The organism is Nocardiopsis sp. KDC1DS13DA1, from assembly GCF_055632325.1.
On sequence record NZ_JBVMUY010000031.1, the window covers coordinates 70967 to 89156 of the forward strand.

At 67.9% G+C, this 18190-nt stretch carries 14 protein-coding genes and 1 pseudogene; 11 read left to right on the plus strand and 4 right to left on the minus strand.

Translation table 11 applies throughout. From position 1 onward, the window contains the following. Positions 1–53 precede the first annotated feature (53 nt). Both ACTVAJ_RS20655 and ACTVAJ_RS20660 read left to right on the plus strand, forming a co-directional pair. A complete protein-coding gene (locus tag ACTVAJ_RS20655; RefSeq protein ID WP_470389857.1) occupies positions 54–3056 on the plus strand; it encodes a helicase-related protein in 3003 nt (1000 codons plus the stop codon). Beyond that, a complete protein-coding gene (locus ACTVAJ_RS20660) occupies positions 3056–7096 on the plus strand; it encodes an Eco57I restriction-modification methylase domain-containing protein (RefSeq protein ID WP_470389858.1) in 4041 nt (1346 codons plus the stop codon). The genes ACTVAJ_RS20655 and ACTVAJ_RS20660 overlap by 1 nt, the downstream gene beginning before the upstream one ends. Positions 7097–7162: 66 nt before the next feature. Here the strand turns inward: ACTVAJ_RS20660 and ACTVAJ_RS20665 are convergent, their stop codons facing one another. Both ACTVAJ_RS20665 and ACTVAJ_RS20670 read right to left on the minus strand, forming a co-directional pair. Further along, positions 7163–7375: a DUF397 domain-containing protein gene (locus ACTVAJ_RS20665; RefSeq protein ID WP_268642937.1), complete on the minus strand. Its 213-nt coding sequence runs from the start codon at positions 7373–7375 to the stop codon at positions 7163–7165. Further along, positions 7375–8274: a helix-turn-helix domain-containing protein gene (locus ACTVAJ_RS20670; RefSeq protein WP_268642936.1), complete on the minus strand. Its 900-nt coding sequence runs from the start codon at positions 8272–8274 to the stop codon at positions 7375–7377. Before ACTVAJ_RS20670 ends, ACTVAJ_RS20665 begins: the two co-directional genes overlap by 1 nt. Before the next feature lie 133 nt (positions 8275–8407). On the opposite strand from ACTVAJ_RS20670, the gene ACTVAJ_RS20675 reads away from it, so the two are divergent. From ACTVAJ_RS20675 to ACTVAJ_RS20705, 7 genes and pseudogenes are all read left to right on the plus strand, one after another. After that, on the plus strand, positions 8408–9364 hold the full coding sequence (locus ACTVAJ_RS20675) for a helix-turn-helix domain-containing protein (protein WP_470389859.1): 957 nt from the start codon (positions 8408–8410) through the stop codon (positions 9362–9364). A gap of 102 nt (positions 9365–9466) precedes the next feature. Then, a complete protein-coding gene (locus ACTVAJ_RS20680; protein WP_470389860.1) occupies positions 9467–10009 on the plus strand; it encodes an ATP-binding protein in 543 nt (180 codons plus the stop codon). Continuing rightward, on the plus strand, positions 10006–10344 hold the full coding sequence (locus tag ACTVAJ_RS20685) for a hypothetical protein (protein ID WP_470389861.1): 339 nt from the start codon (positions 10006–10008) through the stop codon (positions 10342–10344). The genes ACTVAJ_RS20680 and ACTVAJ_RS20685 overlap by 4 nt, the downstream gene beginning before the upstream one ends. 93 nt (positions 10345–10437) lie before the next feature. Then, positions 10438–11616, plus strand: coding sequence for an AAA family ATPase (locus ACTVAJ_RS20690; RefSeq protein WP_442789758.1), 1179 nt, complete (start codon positions 10438–10440; stop codon positions 11614–11616). Next, positions 11616–12200, plus strand: coding sequence for a DUF4276 family protein (locus ACTVAJ_RS20695; protein WP_470389862.1), 585 nt, complete (start codon positions 11616–11618; stop codon positions 12198–12200). Before ACTVAJ_RS20690 ends, ACTVAJ_RS20695 begins: the two co-directional genes overlap by 1 nt. A 232-nt stretch (positions 12201–12432) precedes the next feature. Next, the gene (locus ACTVAJ_RS20700) at positions 12433–13083 is read left to right on the plus strand and encodes a hypothetical protein (RefSeq protein ID WP_470389863.1); all 651 of its coding nucleotides are present in this window, start codon (positions 12433–12435) and stop codon (positions 13081–13083) included. After that, positions 13068–13302, plus strand: a pseudogene (locus tag ACTVAJ_RS20705) (MmcQ/YjbR family DNA-binding protein); the annotation flags it as partial. The gene ACTVAJ_RS20700 and the pseudogene ACTVAJ_RS20705, both read left to right, overlap by 16 nt. 76 nt (positions 13303–13378) lie before the next feature. Here the strand turns inward: ACTVAJ_RS20705 and ACTVAJ_RS20710 are convergent. After that, positions 13379–13819 (minus strand): restriction system modified-DNA reader domain-containing protein, encoded by a 441-nt coding sequence (locus tag ACTVAJ_RS20710; RefSeq protein WP_470389864.1) that lies wholly within the window; start codon positions 13817–13819, stop codon positions 13379–13381. Positions 13820–13888: 69 nt separating this feature from the next. Next, a complete protein-coding gene (locus tag ACTVAJ_RS20715) occupies positions 13889–14269 on the minus strand; it encodes a restriction system modified-DNA reader domain-containing protein (RefSeq protein WP_470389865.1) in 381 nt (126 codons plus the stop codon). Between the two features lie 194 nt (positions 14270–14463). On the opposite strand from ACTVAJ_RS20715, the gene ACTVAJ_RS20720 reads away from it, so the two are divergent. Beyond that, positions 14464–16368 (plus strand): ATP-dependent nuclease, encoded by a 1905-nt coding sequence (locus ACTVAJ_RS20720; RefSeq protein WP_470389866.1) that lies wholly within the window; start codon positions 14464–14466, stop codon positions 16366–16368. Beyond that, a complete protein-coding gene (locus ACTVAJ_RS20725) occupies positions 16358–18181 on the plus strand; it encodes a UvrD-helicase domain-containing protein (protein WP_470389867.1) in 1824 nt (607 codons plus the stop codon). The genes ACTVAJ_RS20720 and ACTVAJ_RS20725 overlap by 11 nt, the downstream gene beginning before the upstream one ends. Positions 18182–18190: the final 9 nt, after the last annotated feature.

Here is an 18190-nt window from a genome sequence, read left to right on the forward strand (position 1 = left end):
CTGCCACCGGACCCGACACCGCGAACCGACACGACCCCCGAGGACACCCTCCTATGACCACCACGTACGCCCCCGGCTCCCTGGTCTCGGCCCGGGGCCGCGAATGGGTGGTGCTCCCCGAGAGCGCCGACGACATGCTGGTGCTGCGCCCGCTCGGCGGCAGCGACGACGACGTGGCCGCCCTCTTCCCCGCCTTCGAGAGGGTCGAGGCGGCCACCTTCGACCCGCCCGACGCCACCGACCTGGGCAACGCCGAGGCCGCCGGGCTGCTCCGCTCGGCCCTGCGCATCGGCTTCCGCTCCGGCGCCGGGCCGTTCCGCTCCCTGGCCGGGATCGCCGTACAGCCGCGCGCCTACCAGCTCGTCCCGCTGCTCATGGCGCTGCGCCAGCCGACCGTGCGCATGCTGATCAGCGACGACGTCGGTATCGGCAAGACCGTCGAGGCGGGCCTGATCGCCTCCGAACTCCTCGCCCAGGGCGACGCCACCGGCCTGGCCGTGCTGTGCTCCCCTGCCCTGGCCGAGCAGTGGCAGGACGAGCTGCGCACCAAGTTCAACATCGACGCCGAACTCGTCCTGGCCTCCACCGTCTCCCGGCTGGAGCGCGGCCTGGACCTGGGCCAGTCCCTGTTCGACAAGCACAAGCACGTTATCGTCTCCACCGACTTCATCAAGTCCACCCGGCACCGCGACGACTTCGTCCGCCACTGCCCGGATCTGGTCATCGTCGACGAGGCGCACACCTGCGTGGCGGCCGACGACACCGGCTCCCGTCAGAACCAGTTGCGCTACGAACTCCTCCAGAAGGTCGCTGCGGACGCCGACCGCCACCTGCTGCTGGTGACCGCCACCCCGCACAGCGGCAAGGAGTCGGCCTTCCGCAACCTGCTCGGCCTGGTCAACCCCGACCTGGCAGAGGTGAACCTCGACACCGACGCCGGGCGCCGACTCCTGGCCCGCCACTTCGTGCAGCGCAAGCGCGCCGACGTGCGCCGGTACCTGACCCGCGAGGGCGACGGCCTGGCCGACGACTCCCTGGCCGAGCGCACCGCCTTCCCGTCCGACCGCCAGTTCAAGGACGAGAAGTACAAGCTCAGCCCCGAGTACAGGTCCCTGCTGGAGGACGCCATCGCCTACGCGGGCGAGCGCGTCGGACAGGCCGGAGCCCCCGGCGGGCGCGAGCACCGCGTCGCCTGGTGGTCGGCGATCGCCATGCTGCGCTCCCTGGTCTCTTCCCCGCGCGCCGCCGCCAAGACCCTCACCACCCGATCCGCCGCCGCCCTGGCCAAGTCCGCCCAGGAGGCCGACGAACTGGGTGCCCCGCTGGCCCGCGACGCCGTCGACGCCGACCAGTTGGAGGGCATGGACACCGCCCCCGGCGCCAAGGCCGACGAGGAGCGCGACCAGCACCCGCTGCTCCTGCTGGCCAAGCGCGCCGAGAAGCTGGAGGGACCGGCCAGGGACGCCAAGCTCAAGGCCCTGGTCAAGCACCTCAAGGAACTGCTGGCCGACGGGTACGACCCGATCGTCTTCTGCCACTACATCGACACCGCCGAGTACGTGGCCGAGCACCTGGACGGCAAGCTCAACGGCCGTGCCAAGGACGGCCGCCCCGGCTGGAAGACCGCAGTCAAGCACGTCACCGGCACCCTGTCCCCGCAGCAGCGGGTGCAGCGCATCGAGGAGTTCGCGGAGGAGGCCGCCGCCGAGACCGCGCGCGAGGCGGAGAGCGGGGACGGCGGAACCGCCGCCCGCCGGGTCCTGGTCGCCACCGACTGCCTGTCCGAGGGCGTCAACCTCCAGCACTACTTCGACGCCGTCGTCCACTACGACCTGGCGTGGAACCCCACCCGCCACGACCAGCGCGAGGGTCGTGTCGACCGCTACGGGCAAAAACGCGACGAGGTCCGCGTCATCACCCTCTACGGCGAGGACAACGGCATCGACGGCAAGGTGCTGGAGGTGCTGATCCGCAAGTACCGCCAGATCCGCAAGGACCTCGGCATCGCCGTCTCCGTGCCCGACGAGTCCTCCTCCGGCGTCACCGACGCCATCGTGGACTGGCTGCTCATGCGCTCCCAGACCGGCGAGCAGGAGGCCCTGTTCGGCACCGACGAGCTCACCGTCAAGGCCGACCAACTGGACGCCGAGTGGAAGTCGGCGGCCGAGCGCGAGAAGCTGTCCCGCTCCAAGTTCGCCCAGCGCACCATCCACCCCGAGGAGGTGGCCCGCGAGGTCGCCTCCGTCCGTGACGCCCTGGGCGGCACCGGCGAGGTGCGTTCGTTCGTGGAGACCTCCCTGCGCGAGCTGGAGGCGGTCATCCGGACCGCGCCCGACGGGTTCACCGCCGACGTGTCCGGTACCCCGGTCGGTCTGCGCGACGCCTTCGCGCCCGTGCTCGGCCCCGCGGCCGTGGAGGACGGCAAGCCGTTCCCGTTCCGCGACACCGCCGCCGTCGCCCGGGGCGAGGCCGCCCTCGTGCGCACCGACCCGGTCGTCGGCGCGCTGGCCTCGCATGTTCTCGACGCCGCCCTGGACCCCGACACCGCGGGGGCCCGCCCGGCCCGCCGCTGCGGCGTGGTCCGCACCGCGGCGGTCGACAAGCGCACCACTCTGCTGCTGGTGCGCTACCGGTTCCACCTGACCCTGCCCTCCCGGCACGGAACCCGCCAGGTGGTGGCCGAGGACGCCCGGATGCTCGCCTTCCGGGGCGCGCCCGAGCGCGCCGAGTGGCTGGAACCGGACGAGGCCGTCGCGCTGCTGGACGCCCAGGCCGACGCCAACACCGACCCGGCCTCCGCCGAGCGCACCATGGGCAGGATCATCGACGGCCTGCCCACCGTCAACGACCGCCTGGCCGCCTACGGACGCGAACTCGCCGAGGAACTGGCCGACTCCCACCGCCGCGTGCGCCAGGCCGACACCAGCAAGTCCCGTGAGATCGTCCGCGGCCTGAAGGTCGAGCCCCAGGAGCCCGCCGACATCCTCGGCGCCTACGTCTACCTCCCTGTTCCCACGTCCGTCGACTCTGCCGCCCCCGCCGGAGGAAACGCCTGATGTCCGCCATCGCCAAGAACCAGGTGCTCACCGCAGTGCACACCGTCGGCGGGCTGCTGCCCACCGACATGCTGCTGCGCATCGCCGAGGGCAGGGACGTGCCCGGCGCCAAGCCCGCCGACTACGGGGTGGTGGGGTCGCGGTCGGTGGCCGACGAGGCCGAGCGCCACTGGGATTACTTCAAGAGCCTGTGGCGGGACCTGCGCAAGCAGTTGCCCCCGGGCGACGATGGCGCCCCCGCCTCCGATCCCACCGGGATCGCCCTCACCAACTGGGTGCTGCCGCTGTTCAACGAGCTCGGCTTCGGCCTGCTGCCGGAGGCCGGGGCCGGAAGTATCGTCGCCGACGACGACCCGGAGAAGGTCTTCCCGCTCAGCCACCGCTGGCAGCACGTGCCCATCCACGTGCCCGCCTGGGCGACGGAGCTGGACCGGCGGCCCGGGGGAACGGGCACGGTCCCGCCGCAGTCCCTCGTGCAGGAGGCGCTCAACCGCACGTCCGCGCACCTGTGGGCGGTCGTGACCAACGGGCGGCAGTTGCGACTGCTGCGCGACTCCAGTGCTCTGGCGACCGCCGCCTACGTCGAGTTCGACCTGGAGGCGATGTTCGACGGCGAGCTCTTCAACGAGTTCGTGCTGTTGTACCGGCTGCTGCATGCCTCCCGGTTCCAGGTCAAGGAGGGCGAGCCGCCCGCCGCCTGCTGGTTGGAGAAGTGGCGCACCGAGGCGATCAGCTCCGGGACCCGCGCCCTGGACCAGCTGCGCAAGGGCGTGCAGGAGGCCATCACCATCCTGGGGACCGGCTTCCTCAAGCACCCGGCCAACTCCCGCCTGCGGGAGGACCTGGACACCAAGGAGCTGCACGCGGCCCTGCTGCGGATGGTGTACCGGCTGCTGTTCCTGTTCGTGGCCGAGGACCGGGGAGCGCTGCACCCGCCCGGCACCGACGAGCGGGCCAGGGAGCGCTACGCGGCCTACTTCTCCTCCGCACGGCTGCGCCGCCACGCCCGCCGTCGCCGAGGCACCGCCCACGGCGACCAGTACCGGGCGCTGCGGTTGGTGCTCGATGCTCTCGGCGGTCGGAAGCCCTCCACGAACGGGCGTCCGGAGCTGGGTATCCCCGCGCTCGGTGGTCTGTTCACGCACACCGGGGCCGACGCGCCCCTGGAGGGGTTGGAGCTGTCCAACGAGGCGCTGCTGGGCGCGGTTCGGCAGTTGGCTCAGGTGCGGGACACCGACTCCCGGCGCTGGCGGGCGGTGGACTACCGCAACCTGGACGCCGAGGAGCTGGGCTCCATCTACGAGTCGTTGCTGGAGCTGGTGCCTCGGCACAGCCCGGCCGACCGCACCTTCGAGCTGGTCGAGCTGGCCGGGAACGACCGCAAGACGACGGGCTCGTACTACACGCCCTCGTCGCTGATCGAGACGTTGCTCGACTCCTCCCTCGACCCGGTCATCGACGACGCCGTCAAGCGCGGCTCTGTCGCGGCCAGCGCGGCCGGGCAGGCCGACGAGGCCGAGGCGATCGTCTCGGAGCTGTTGAAGCTGACCGTCTGCGACCCCGCGTGTGGGTCGGGGCACTTCCTGGTGGCGGCGGCGCGGCGGATCGCCAAGAAGGTCGCTGCGGTGCGTGAGGGCAACCCGGAGCCGACCGTGGAGGCGGTCCGGCACGCCATGCACGAGGTGGTGGCGCACTGCATCTACGGGGTGGACCTCAACCCGATGGCGGTGGATCTGGCCAAGGTATCGCTGTGGCTGGAGGCTTTGGAGCCGGGGAAGCCGCTGAATTTCCTGGATGCGCACATCAAGTACGGAAACTCCCTGATCGGTGCTACTCCGAAGCTCATGAGGGAGGGCATTCCGGACGCGGCCTTCATCGCTACAGAAGGCGATGACAAGAAGCACGCGAAGGCCCTGGAGAAGATCAACGTCAAGGAGCGAGGAGGCCAGGAGAGTCTTTTCGATATCGACGTCAATTCCGTCAAGGTCTCCAACACCGATTTCGCGCGTCGACTCAACCAGATCACGACTGCCCCGGCCGAATCTATTCAGGATGTCCGGAGGCAGGAAGAGGCATACGAAGAGTGGCAGCGTTCGGCTGAGTACACGCACGCTTTGCACTTGGCGGATGCCTGGTGCTCGGCGTTCATGTGCTTGAAGACACCGGAAGCGCCACGGCCTGTGACTGAGGGCGTCTTCCAGGCATTGCAGGACCCAGAGGGTAAGGGGGCCTCGGAAGCCACGCACGAGGAGATCGTCAGGCTGCGCGATCAATACCACTTCTTCCACTGGTACCTGGAGTTCCCGGATGTGTTCTCTGTGCCCGAGGCCGGGCAGGGTATCAACCCGGGCACAGGCTGGAAGGGTGGCTTCGACTGCGTTCTGGGAAATCCGCCGTGGGATAGCGTGGAGCTCAAAGAACAGGAGTTCTTCGCTCAGCGGGCACCGGAGATCGCCGAGGTTTCGCGTGCTGCTCAGCGCAAGAAGCTGATTGCATCTCTGAAGGATGACCCGGACAAGCAGGGCCTCTACCAAGAGTACGCGGAGGCGAAGCGTAAGGTCTATGCGGAGAGCCACTTCCTGCGTAGGTCTGGTCGTGTTCCGCTTACTGGTCAGGGAAACCTGAACGTCTATGCGGTTTTCGCGGAGACAGACAGGATTTTGCTCGGTGGCCGAGGGCGATGCGGTGTCATTGTGCCGACAGGAATCGCTACGGATGCACGGACCCAGTACTTCTTCAAGGATTTGGTGAAGAACGGTTCGATCGCGGCACTCTATGACTTCGAGAACCGCGCTGGTCTCTTTCCAGCCGTGGACTCGCGCATGAAGTTCTGCATCCTGTCACTCGTGGGCAGTGGTGCGCGGGAGCCTGAAGCTTTTTTCGCGTTTTTCCTCCATGATCCGGCGGATTTGGAGAGCATTGACAAGGTTTTCACTATGGCCCCTGAGGAAACTACCCTCCTCAACCCCAATACTGGGACCTGTCCGGTATTCCGTTCACGGCGTGACGCCGAGATCACCCTTGATGTTTACCGAAGGGTTCCAGTCCTGATTAGGGAAGGCGATCCCAAGGTAAATCCGTGGGGTGTTTCATTTCTCCGCATGTTTGACATGTCCCATGACTCGCACCTACTTCATGATCGAAAGGGTCTGGAGGAAGATGGGTGGGAGCTAATTGGTGATACATTTGTTAAGGGCTCTAAGAAAATGCTGCCGCTCCATGAAGGTCGCATGGGGCATCAGTACAATCACAGGTTCGCTGACTCAACTGGGAAAGGAGAGTCGTCACTCCCTGATCTGGAGTCCGCAACCTACGTAGTGCAGCCGCAGTACTGGGTGTCTCCGGAAGAGACTCGATTGCGTCAGGGGCGAAGAGAATTTAAGTGCAAGACTGGGATGCTCGCTCATCGTAGGGTCGCTCGAAATAACGATGACCGGACGTGCATCGCTGCGATCATTCCATGGGGTCCAGTATCGTATGGATGGATCATATCTTCAGGTCCTGCGGCTGGCGATCTCGTCATGCTGGAGGCGAATTTTAACTCGTTCCCTTATGATTATTTGCTGCGCAACAGCTTTAGTCAACCAAGTATCCCCCAGAGTACTTCTGAGCAGGTTCCGGTGCTTTCTCCGGGAGTTCTTGAACCGTTCGCTTCCTTTATCGTGGGTCGGGTTGCTGAGCTGACATTTACTGCCTGCGACATGGCACCCTTTGCTCGGGATCTGGGTGATGAGGGTGCGCCGTTCCGGTGGGATGAGGAGCGCCGTGCGGTCATGCGGGCGGAATTGGACGCGCTGTTCTTCCACCTCTACGGGATTAATCGGGATGACGTGGACTACATCATGGAGACGTTCCCGATCGTGAAGCGGAAGGACGTCGAGAAGTACGGCACCTACCGCACCAAGGAGCTCATCCTGGAGATCTACGATCGGATGGCGGAGGTCGGAGTCTCGCTCGACACTCCGCTGATCGACGGGGAGAACTTCACGTCCACTCTCACCCCACCGCCCGGCCACGGCCCCCGGCACGCTCCCGCCTGATCTGCACAGCACTCGGCCCCGTCTGCTGGCTCGCAGCGGACGGGGCCGAACGTTGCTCGTGTTGCTTTAGCTCAGGTCATTCTTGGCGATGTTCAGGAACGCTTGCCACTCGTTCCCACCGAAGAAAAGTGCCCCCAGGTCGCGGTGCCTGGTGTCCCGGAGCCCGGTGATCGGCCCCTCAGCAACCTCTACGCACTCGCCTTGCTCGACGCTGTAGCTGGCGGTGTGCCAGGGGGAGACGGGGGCCAACGTCACCTTGGCGGCTTCGTGCTCGGTCATTAGGACCTCTCCAGTTCGCCCGCCAGACGGCGGATGAAGTCTTGCGTGTCGTCCAACGGCAGGGCAGCAGCCTGCATGTATTCGAACCTGCGTTCGTGGTTGGTCAGTTCCTCGCTGCCCTCGAAGAAGTGCCCGCTCGGGGGAACGTCCAGGTAGCCCACCTGGTCGGTTTCGCCCAGGTGCAGGAGGGTGTAGCCGCAGGACTGTGCCATGCCTTTGGACAGTAGCAGTACCTGAATGTCGATATTCGGTCGCTGGTTGAGGTCCATCAGGTGCTGGAACTGGGTGCGCATCACCTTCGGGCCGCCGACCAGGCACCGGAGCGCCGACTCGTCAGTGATCGCCCAGATTCGGGGTGGATGGTCACGATCCAGAATGCTGGCGCAACGCTCAATCCGTGCGGCCACGCGCTTTTGACGCTCCTCTGCGTCGGCCACGAACCCGCGCGACATCAGCGCCTCGATGTAGTCCGGGTGCTGGAGCAGCCCCGGCACGACGCCCATCGCGTACTGCTGGATCTTGGTCGCCTCGTTCTCCAGGCTGTAGAAGGCGTTGCCCGCCACATCCTCGTGCTGGAACCACCACGGCTTCTGCTTCCTTGCCGCCTTGGCGATCTCGACCAGCTCCTCACGAAGCGCATCGCTCGCTCCATACAGACGGCACAGCGCGGCGACGGCCTCCGTCGTCAGGCGGACGAACCGTCCGTTCTCGATCCGGTAGAGCTTGCTGGTGTCCCACCCCAGCTCGTTGGCGACCTGCTCCTGGGACATCTTCGCCTGGCTTCTGAGCCGCTTGAGCTGACTCACCAGGTAGTGCCTGCGGACGGGGGAGCCCTGGGCCACGGTGATCTCCTTCGTTCCATCGATGTCGCGCTGGTGGGTGGGGATCGTGGACATCATCTCACTGGATCCAAAAGGGACATGTATTCATAATGCGGACCACTTTATTTGCATGCCTTGTAAGTTCTCTGGTCTGTGTCTAGCTTAGGGGTGTCAGCACGGTACTGAACGGGGAACCGAGCGGAGGTCAGTCATGGCTGGTGAACGGTGGGCACGAGTAGGCGCGAGCGGTGGGGGAGGGAGGGACGGAACCGCCGACGAGCTGTGGACACGGTTCGGGGCCAGGGTGAAGGCGGCACGTGAGAACGAGGGGCTGTCCCTGGCGTTCGTGGCCGAGCGGTGCCTCACCTCGATCGCCGTCCTCCGCGACGTGGAGGCCGGGAAGGAAGCTCCAGACCGCCACCAGATCTCCGTCCTGGACCGGGAGCTGTGCGCCGAAGGGGTCCTGTGGGACGCCTGGGCTCAGGCCCTCATCACCGACGAACTCTCCGGCGGAGCCACCGTCACCGAGCTGCTCCCGTCAGCGCAGCAGATCCGCGTGTACGCCCCGCTCGTCCTTCCCGACGACTTCCTCACCGAGGACTACGCCCGCGCCTTGGACAGGGCCGAGCGCCCGATGGAGGTCCGCAGTCTCTTCTGCGACCGACACCGTCGCTCGCGCCTCATGCCGACCAGCTCCGGTCCGCCCTACTACTGCGTGGTCATGGACGCCGACGCCCTGACCCGCGTCGTCGGCAGCGTGGACATCACCCGCGAGCAGTGGAGGTTCCTGCACCGGCTGGTCTCCGGCGGCCGGGTCAGCCTGTACGTCATCCCCCACGGCACGGCCCACCACCCCGGCCTGCGAGGAGCGTTCTGGACCCTGTCCTTCTCACCCCGGCACACCCTCGCCCACACCCCGCATCCGTGCGGACCCGGCCACCTGATCAGCGACGCCTCACTCGTCAAGGGCTATGTGGACCTCTTCGCCACCCTCCAAGGCGCCGCGCTGTCCGCCCCCGACTCCCTCCGGTTCCTGGAGAAGCTGCTGCGCTCGCGCGAGAGCGCGCCCAAAGCGCTCACCACCGGCCCTGACCCCAGTAACCCGGACGACCGGACACCCGACCATGAGGCCGGACTCACCGCTGACCCTCTGCGCCCCCTCCGCTGACCGGCGCGGACCCCGAAACGAAAAAGTGCTCTGGCGGGTGCTGGTACCACCCACCAGAGCGCGCCGACAACCAACAACGCATCTGCCGAAAGGACTGCCGACATGCCCATGGTGCCGCACCCGCGCGCTCCGATCCACACCCCCACCCCGCCCTTCGCCGGGCGCCGCTGGCCTTCGCGCGTCTACCCCGGCGACCTCGCCCAGACCTCCTGGGCCCGAGCGGACCTGCGCGCCGACCTCGCCCGCATGGAGGGCACGGACCCCGACTGGTCGGACACGGTCGTGCTGTGCGTGAGCGAGATGTTCGCGAACGCGTGCGACCACTCGCGCTCCGGCCAGGACCCGGACGGCCGGGTCATCCGCACCCTGTCGATGCCCACCGCCACGACCGTGCTCGTGTCCATCGTCGACGACGGAACCCGGGACACGACCGCGACCATCAGCGGCCCGCGCATCCCCTCGCAGCGCACCGCCCAGGAGTGGGAGGAGGCCGAACACGGCCGGGGCCTGCTGCTCATCGACCACCTGGCCACCGCGTGGGGCACCCGGGCCGTCGTGGACTTCCCCTTCTGCGGCGGGTTGGGCACGGTGATCTGGGCCGAGTTCGCCCTGCCCGCCCCCGCACGCGCGAGCGCGGGACGGTGAGCGCCGACAGCCGGGTCCGTGCCGTCCTGGACGCACCCCGGGGCCACCGCTTCACCCCCGCCCGAACCGGCAGCCGACCGCCCACCCGACAGCAGCGCCTCCTGGCCGAACTGCGCGGCAACCCCCGCGTCGCCCACCGCCAGGCCCACGGCGAACTGCCCGCCTGGATGTGCGGTCCGCCGCCCCCGTCGACCGCGCGGGAGCCCGCGCCCGAATCGCGGCGCAGGCCGCACGGCCACCGCAAACCCCGCTCCACCGGCCGCCACCTGGTCACCCACGCCCTCGCCGTCCTGACCGGCGCGCTGGTGCTCCACCTGGCCGTGGACCTGCTCTGAGCCCGACCACGCGCGGCCGTGCCGGGGGGCCGCCGCTCCCGGCACGGCCACCGCTGCGGTGCGCGGAGGGCGTACTACTGAAAGACTGGAACCATGCAGGACAACCGATTCTCGCTCACACGTGTGCAACTGAGGCACTACAGAAGCATCGCCAAAGCTGACATCAGCCTTGGCCCCTTGCTTTTCCTCGTAGGGCCCAACGGTTCGGGTAAGAGCAACGTGCTCGACGCGTTGAGGCTGCTGTCCGAGGCGTTGCAGACTACGCTGGATCAAGCCCTGCGTACCCGGGGCGGTGCGGCCGAAGTACGTCGCCGGTCCACCGGACACCCCAACCACTTCGGGATCAACCTGGAGTTCCGTGGACCCACTTCCTCCGGAACGTACAGGTTCGAGGTGGGAGCGGTTCAGGGGGGCGGATTCAAGGTCACCCGGGAAGAGTGCCACGTGCACACCACGGGTGACGGGGACGCCCGCCGCGGAAACTTCAAAGTACGCAACGGAAAGCTGATCGAGTCCTCCGAGCCCGTCATGCCTCCGGCGAGTGAGAAGCGCCTGTACCTCGTCTCCGCCGCGGGCCTGGACATCTTCGAGCCTGTCTTCGAAGGGCTCGCCGGTATCAACGTCTTCAGCCTGAACCCTGACGCCATGCGCGAGCCACAGACCCCGGACTCCGGGGAGTTCCTGCGCAGGGACGGGGCCAACATCGCCAGCGTGATGCACCGACTGGACCGGGCGGCCAAGAGCCGAATCGAGGACTACCTGCGCAACATCGTTCCGGGCATGCGCGGTGTGTCACGCAAGGACTTGGGTAACTGGGAGACCCTGGAGTTCACCCAGGACGTTCCGGGGGCCCGCGACCCGTGGCGGTTCCCAGCCCAGTCGGTCTCGGACGGAACACTGCGAGCTCTCGGAGTCCTCGTCTCGCTGTTCTCTGACAGTGGAGACACGCTCAGCACGATCGGTATCGAAGAACCCGAGAGTGCTTTGCACCCTGCGGCGTCCGGGGTGCTCCTGGACGCTCTGCGGGACGCGAGTGCACGGCGTCAGGTCATCGTCACCAGCCACAGCCCCGATTTGCTGGATCGGGACGACTTCGAGGTCGAGCAACTCTGCGCGGTCCGTTCCGTGGAGGGTGAGACCCGGATCGGTCCACTGGACGAGGCGGGCGCGTTGGCGATGCGGGAACACCTGTACACGCCGGGCGAACTCCTGCGTACGGATCAGCTTCTCCCCGAAACGACGCAGATGTCCCTACCGCTGGAAGGGGCCTGATGTCCCTCGCGATCATCGCTCCCATCGTGGAGGGGCATGGCGAAATGCCCGCGGTTCGGGTTCTCGTTTCGCGTGTAGCCGCTGAGTACGCCGGAACAGCGGTGCGGGTGGAACAACCCTTCCGGCTGGATTCGGCCAAGATGCGCAAGCCGGAGGAGTTGGCGAAGGCGATTCGTGTTCAGTCAGCGCGTGTGCGGGGCCACGGCGGAGTCCTCGTTCTTCGGGACGGCGACGACAGGGACAAGGAGTGTCCTGTGGAGCTGGCCAAGGAAATGGTGCCGGCCCCGGGATTGGTGAATGTTCCGGTCGAGATCGTGATCGCACGGCACGAGTACGAGGCGTGGTTCCTCGCCGCGGCCGAGTCTCTCCGGACGCATGCCGCGGTACGGGATGATGCTGAGGCGCCCGAGGACCCTGAGGCGCGGCGTGATGCGAAGGGGGCGTTGCGCGCCATCATGAACGAGCCCTACCGGGAAACCCTGCACCAGGCCAAGTTCTCGGCCGTCATGGACCTTCGCCTGGCCGAACGGCGCAGCCGATCCTTCCGCCGTATGATCCACGCCGTGGAGCTCCTCGCCGGTTAGCGCGTACACGCTCCCACCGCGGAGTGTGGTTCCCAGGCCCGGACAGGCCACCTTGACCGATACCTGCGTCGATCGCATGAGCGAGCCGTCCCGTAGTCCCTGTATGAGGCCGTGCGAGGGATTCACCACCCGAGCAGGGCCATCGCCGCCCGCCGAGGGTGGTGGAGGGGAGTAGGAAACGGCGGAACACCCCCTCGAACAACCGGACTTCGACCGCACGTGCTCGGCCCGCGTGGAGAGCGCCGACAGCGGGCTGTACTTCGACGCGCACCTCTCCTACGGGTGGACGGTCACCGATGGCGCCGAACAGCGGATCCTGCACCCCGACGAGGTCGCGCGCAGCCTCCTCGTCGGGGCGGTCCGCGCCGTAACCGCGAAGCATCCGGTACTGCACTTCCAGGAGGCCGAATGGGCAGCCAACGCGGAGTTGTCGGATGAGATCGACGATGGCGGGCGGATCACCGTCTCGGGTCGCGTGCGCCTGGGCATCCCGGCTGCCACGGAGGCTCGTGCCCGCGCCCGGTACCGCGCATCCGAACAGGTGCGTCTGGAGGAGGAAGAGCAAACCGCCCGCCTGGAGGTGCTCAGGGAACGGGTCCTGTCCCAGGGTCTGGGACTGGTGTGGTGGCTCGACCGGCACCAGGGGCCGGAGGGCGGGGCGAGCCCGAAGCAGTGGGTGGGTGAGCTCATCGATTCCTACCAGGAACTGGCGTCCGCTCTGCGCCGCGACCTCCTCTCCCCGGAAACGGAGGAGCGGGCCCTCCTACGGGCCAGGGTCGAGGAGGCACTGGCCCTGGCCGAGGCCCCGGAGACCGCGAAACGGTTCGCGTACTACCTGGAGGAGTACATGTCGCTCGTGGCAGGTCGACGGCCACAGCCCTGAGCCCCAAGATCCTTTTGGAGCAGGCCGCGCTCGTGGCCGGGCGGTCCGAGGTGTACTTCACCGCGGGCGGGTTCGGCTGGGTGGTCGTCCGTCTTGACGGGATCGACCCGGGCGAGCTCAGCGAACTCACCCTGGAGGCCTGGTGCCTGGACCGTGCCCGAGGGCATGCGGGACGGCTCGCCGACACCGGCGACCCTCGTCGAGGTCTCCTTGGAGTGAGCCGCTGCCCATCCGTTTCTCCTGGCTGAACGGCGTCCTCCACGACGGGAGAACCGCGCCGGCGTGCGGTCAGCGGTCAACGCAGGTCTTCGAGGAGGACCCCGTCGCGTTCGCGGCGCCACTGACGCCAGCCGTTGATCTCGTGTCCGCAGATCGACCGCGCGGCCCCCGACGGCGTCCTGAAGGGCGCAGAGTCGCTGCCGTCCACGCGCACACGCCCACCCGGGGTGACCGTCGCGGTGTGCCGTTCTCCCCGGCGCGGACGGTCCCAGACCAGCCGCTCACCGGGGGAGAGACTCCCCGCCTTGACCATGTCGAAGAGTGCGCCGCGGTCGTGCTCACCGTCCGACATCACGGGTGAGTCCGATCGCTCGGTATCCGCGCTTCCGTGTTCTCCCGTGGGCGCGTTCAGTCCGAGGGCGCGGCGGAGCACGTCGTTGGGGGTGTCCACGAAGGGCTGCGCGCGCTTCTGGAGCTCGGTGTACACCTCGTCGTCGATCCGGATGACATGGGACATGGAGTCTTCCTGTTCGTGTTGTGGTGGACCGGCGGTACGCGCATGCTTCGCAGCGGGCACGTGCGGGGGTCAGCGGTGCTCCATCAGGGCGCGCAGCCTGTCCAGACGTGCACCGTCCCGGGCCCGTCGCCACGCCTTCCAGCCGTTGAACGAGCCCTGCGCGAAGAACTCCGCCGCGGTCGAAAGGGAGTGGCGCTTGTCGGTGCCGTGCGGTGTGACCGTTCCGTCGGCGTTGACCGTGACGTGGTGGGTCTCCTGCTTCCGCGGCCGTTCCCAGACCAGTGACTCCCCGGGACGGAGCTCTCCCGCCTCGATGAGCCGCCGGAGTTCACCCCGCGCGCCCGTCTTTCGTTCCGGGCGGTCGGCGTGCTGGGTCTGGCAGCAACAGGTGGTCACGGTCTCGACGCGGGTGGTGCGGACCGTCTTCGTGGTTCCGGTGCAGGTACTCATCGTCTCTCCGGATGGCCTGTCTTGGAGTTTGTCTTTCTTCTTTGAAAGTTACCACAAGAGAGTTGAGAGCTAGTGGCTTTCGAGGATCGCTTCGAAGGGGAGCCAGATCGATCGAGGTTCTTGGAACCTCTCTCCTGCTGTGCGCGTCGTAGATGGTATAAGCAACTGTTAGCATCGTCTTCATACAGTTCACGATGGGAGAAATCGTGTACCTGGAATCGCTGCACATCAAGGGCTTCAGGTCGCTCGCGGACGCGACCGTCGCACTCCGACCAGGCGTCACCGTCCTGGTGGGGGAGAACAACGCGGGCAAGTCCAACGTCATGGACGCCATCCGCCACCTGACCGCCCCTCTCGACGGCAGGCGCGACATCCACCTGCGCCGCGACGACCTCCACCGTGACGGCTGCCCCGAGGGCGGACACCACGACACCTGTCAGCGGACCGTCGAACTCGCCGGACGTTTCGCGTCGCACGACTTCGACGACCTGGCCGTCTACAACCAGGCCCTGAACTCCGACCAGGCCTCGATGGGCTACCGGCTCACCTACGCGCCCCCCGCCTTCAGCGGCCAGCGCGGCACCGTCTCCTGGCAGGCCGGGGAGACCGACACATCCGACCGTGATCCCGAACCCGCCGCCCGCGAACGCATCCGCCACCTGTACCTGCCTCCCCTCCGGGACGCCCAGCGCGATCTCGCATCCAGCGCGAGCAGCCGGATCCAGTACGTGATGGAACGCCTGTTGCAGGACGAGCACGAGCGGAGGGCGTTCATCGACGATGTGGAGAAGCGTTTCGCGGACATCGAGGGGCTCACGCCGCTGACCGCAACGGCGGACCAGGTCCAGGAGGGGCTGACCCGGCTCACCGAGGGGGTGTCCCCGCAACGGGTCGGCGTCGGCTTCGCGGAGGCCACCCTCACCTCCGTGGCCCGCGCCCTTCGTCTGCGCCTGGAACAGGCCGAACTCGACCCGCGCGACCTCGCGCAGAGCGGGCTGGGGTACGCCAACCTCCTGTTCATGGCGACGGTCCTCACCCAGCTCCAGGACGCCGCGGAGGCCGACCTCACCCTGCTGCTGGTGGAGGAGCCCGAAGCGCACCTGCACCCCCAGCTCCAGACCATCCTCATGGACTACCTGGAACAGGAAGCCGCCAGGAGCCACCGACGCCAGGCGGCCGGGGACGCGTGGCTGGGCCGCATCCAGGTCGTCGTCACGACGCACTCGCCCCACATCGCCACCGCCGTCGGTCCGCGCAACCTCGTCGTCCTCCAACGGCACCGCCACGTGGAGCCGGAGCGCCGGGAAGCCGGAGCACGGCAGGGGGATGAGAGCACCCAACCGCCCGTGCGGTCGAGTCGGCCGGAGTACCGCTCGAAGGCGGTCGCCGTCGGTGGCCTCGGTCTTGAGGACCCGGTGCTGAACAAGGTGCGCCAGTACCTCAACGCCACCCGCAGCACGATGCTGTTCGGCCCACGGGTCCTGCTCCTGGAAGGGATCGCCGAGACCATCCTGACCCCGGTCCTCGCCGAGCGGGTTCTGGACCGGGCAGGGGTGCAGCGTCTGCGCGGAACGGCGGTGGTGCCCATCGACGGGGTCGACTTCGAGCCGTACCTGCGGATCCTGCTGAAGAAGGATCCGCGCACCGGCCACCGCATCGCCCGGCGCGTCGCGGTGGTCACCGACGGAGACTTCCACGGCCTGGACCCCGCGAGGAGAGTCGACCGCCCCGGCAACCTCCGCGAGATCCTCTCCGACCTGGGCGCCACCGAGGACGTGGCACGGGTCTTCGCCAACCGCACCACCCTCGAACCCGAGCTGATCTCGGCCGACGAGCGCAACATCCCCCTACTCCAGGAGGCCTGGAGGAACCAGCGTCCCCAGGTGTGGGCGCAGGACTGGGACGGCCTCCTCGCCAAACCCGTCCATGAACGGGACCGGGCGTTCGCCGACATGTTCGGCGAACGCAAGGTCCGCAAGGGTGACTTCGCCCAGGACCTGTTGGAGGTCTCGGCCCAGCTCGGACCGCTGACACCCCCCGCCTACTTCCGTGACGCCCTCCAGTGGATCACCCGGAAGGAGCCCACCGATGCTGGCTGAGGCACGAAACGACGATCACGTGCATGAACTGCGCGAACACGCACGAGCGGCACAGCGCGCGGTCACCGACGCCGATATCGGGCCTGGACAGCTCCTCAGCGTTCGCGCCTGCCCCGGAGCCGGTAAGACCCGCGTCATCGTCGACCGCCACCTGGAGCGAGCGCTTCCGGCACGCCAGGGGAGGGCGATCACGTCGTTCACCAAGGCCGCCGGAGGTGAGCTGCGCAGGCGCTGCCATGAGGCGGCAAGGCCGGACCTGACCACCTTCCCGCACTTCATCGGCACGCTCGACACCTTCATCTGGCTCCATCTGGTCCGGCCCCACCTCCGGTCGCCGGAGAAGGGCGGACGGTCCTGGCGCCGGTTGGAATCGTGGGAGCGCCATCCCGAAGCCCACAACGGTGACCTGAGCCTGGAGGATTTCTCCTTCGTTGACGTCGACGGCTTACGCGTGGGAAAGGCATCCCTGAACGAGTCAGCCCGGGACAGGCTTCAGGGACGCGATCCGGACCACCTGGAGTGGTGGGCGGCGAAAAAGCTCAAGGCACTGTTCGCGCAGGGGTACGTCACCGGCGACCTCATCCGGGGCATGGCCCTGCGGCACCTTGCCCACGAGCGGCTGGCCAGTGTGGTCAGGACCGTCCTCACACGTCGGTTCGGTGAACTCGTCATCGACGAGGCGCAGGACTGTTCGGCCGAAGAGCGCGGGATCGTACGGTCTCTGGTGGACCTCGGCCTGCCGGTCATGGTCGTCGGTGATCCCGCCCAGGCCATCTACGGCTTCCGGGACACGGTGGCCGCCGAACAGGAGCCGGTCGTCCTCAACGGGGCTCGGACGTTGGGCCTGCGGCACAACTGGCGCTCCAGCCAGGTCATCTGCGACCTGGCCGCGACACTGCGCGCGGCCGAACCGGAGCCCGATACGGCCGTGGGTGAGCACGCGGGTGGCAAGGAGCCGATCCGCCTCATCCCCCTGCCGACGCACGGAGTCGATCACGTCCGGGCCTTCTGCGGGGAAGCCGATCGGCTGCGGATTTCCGTACCGGAGAGGTACGTGGTCGCTCCCTGGCGGTCGTGCCTGCCCAGGGACCTCGCAGGTGCGCCCCGGCCGCCGGGGTCCCCCATCGGACAGGTGGCCTGGGCGGTGGGTGTACTGCGCGCTGAGGCGGCACCGACCCGGCAACGGGACAGGGCCGCCGAGATCATCCGGGCGAACATCCTGGACGTGTGGTACGGGCCGGACGGGATCCCACTCGCCGACAGACTGGAGCGCCACGCGGTCACGGCTCAGGGGATCGAGCGCGCCCGGGCACTGGTGCTGCGGGACCTACCGGACCTGGACCGGACGACGGGGGAGTGGCGGGCCCGGGCCCAGGAGGTGTTCGGACGCCACGCCCCGGACCCCGGCAGGAGCCTGCCCGAGGCCACACCCAGGTGGGCGCGAAGGCACGCTCCCACCGACGCCAGACCGGCGTATGAGGTGGGTGGTCACAGCGGACCCCTGGCCACACCTCGGGTGGAGGTGGGCACGGTGACCAACATCCACCAGGTCAAGGGGGAGGAGGCCGACGCGGTCCTGGTCATCGTGCCGAGACCGACGGTGAGGACGCGGAAACGTGTGGAGGAACTGCTCTCCTCCTGGGTGGACGGGGCGCCGCCCCGGACCCGCGAGTCGGCGGAGGACCTGAACGTCCTCTACGTCGGGGCCACCCGTGCCCGCCGTCTGCTGGCCTTCGCCCTGTGTGACGAGCACCTTCCCTGGGTGGAGGCGTTCCTGGACGAACGTGAGATCGCACTCCGGACGCTCGACTGAGACCTCCTC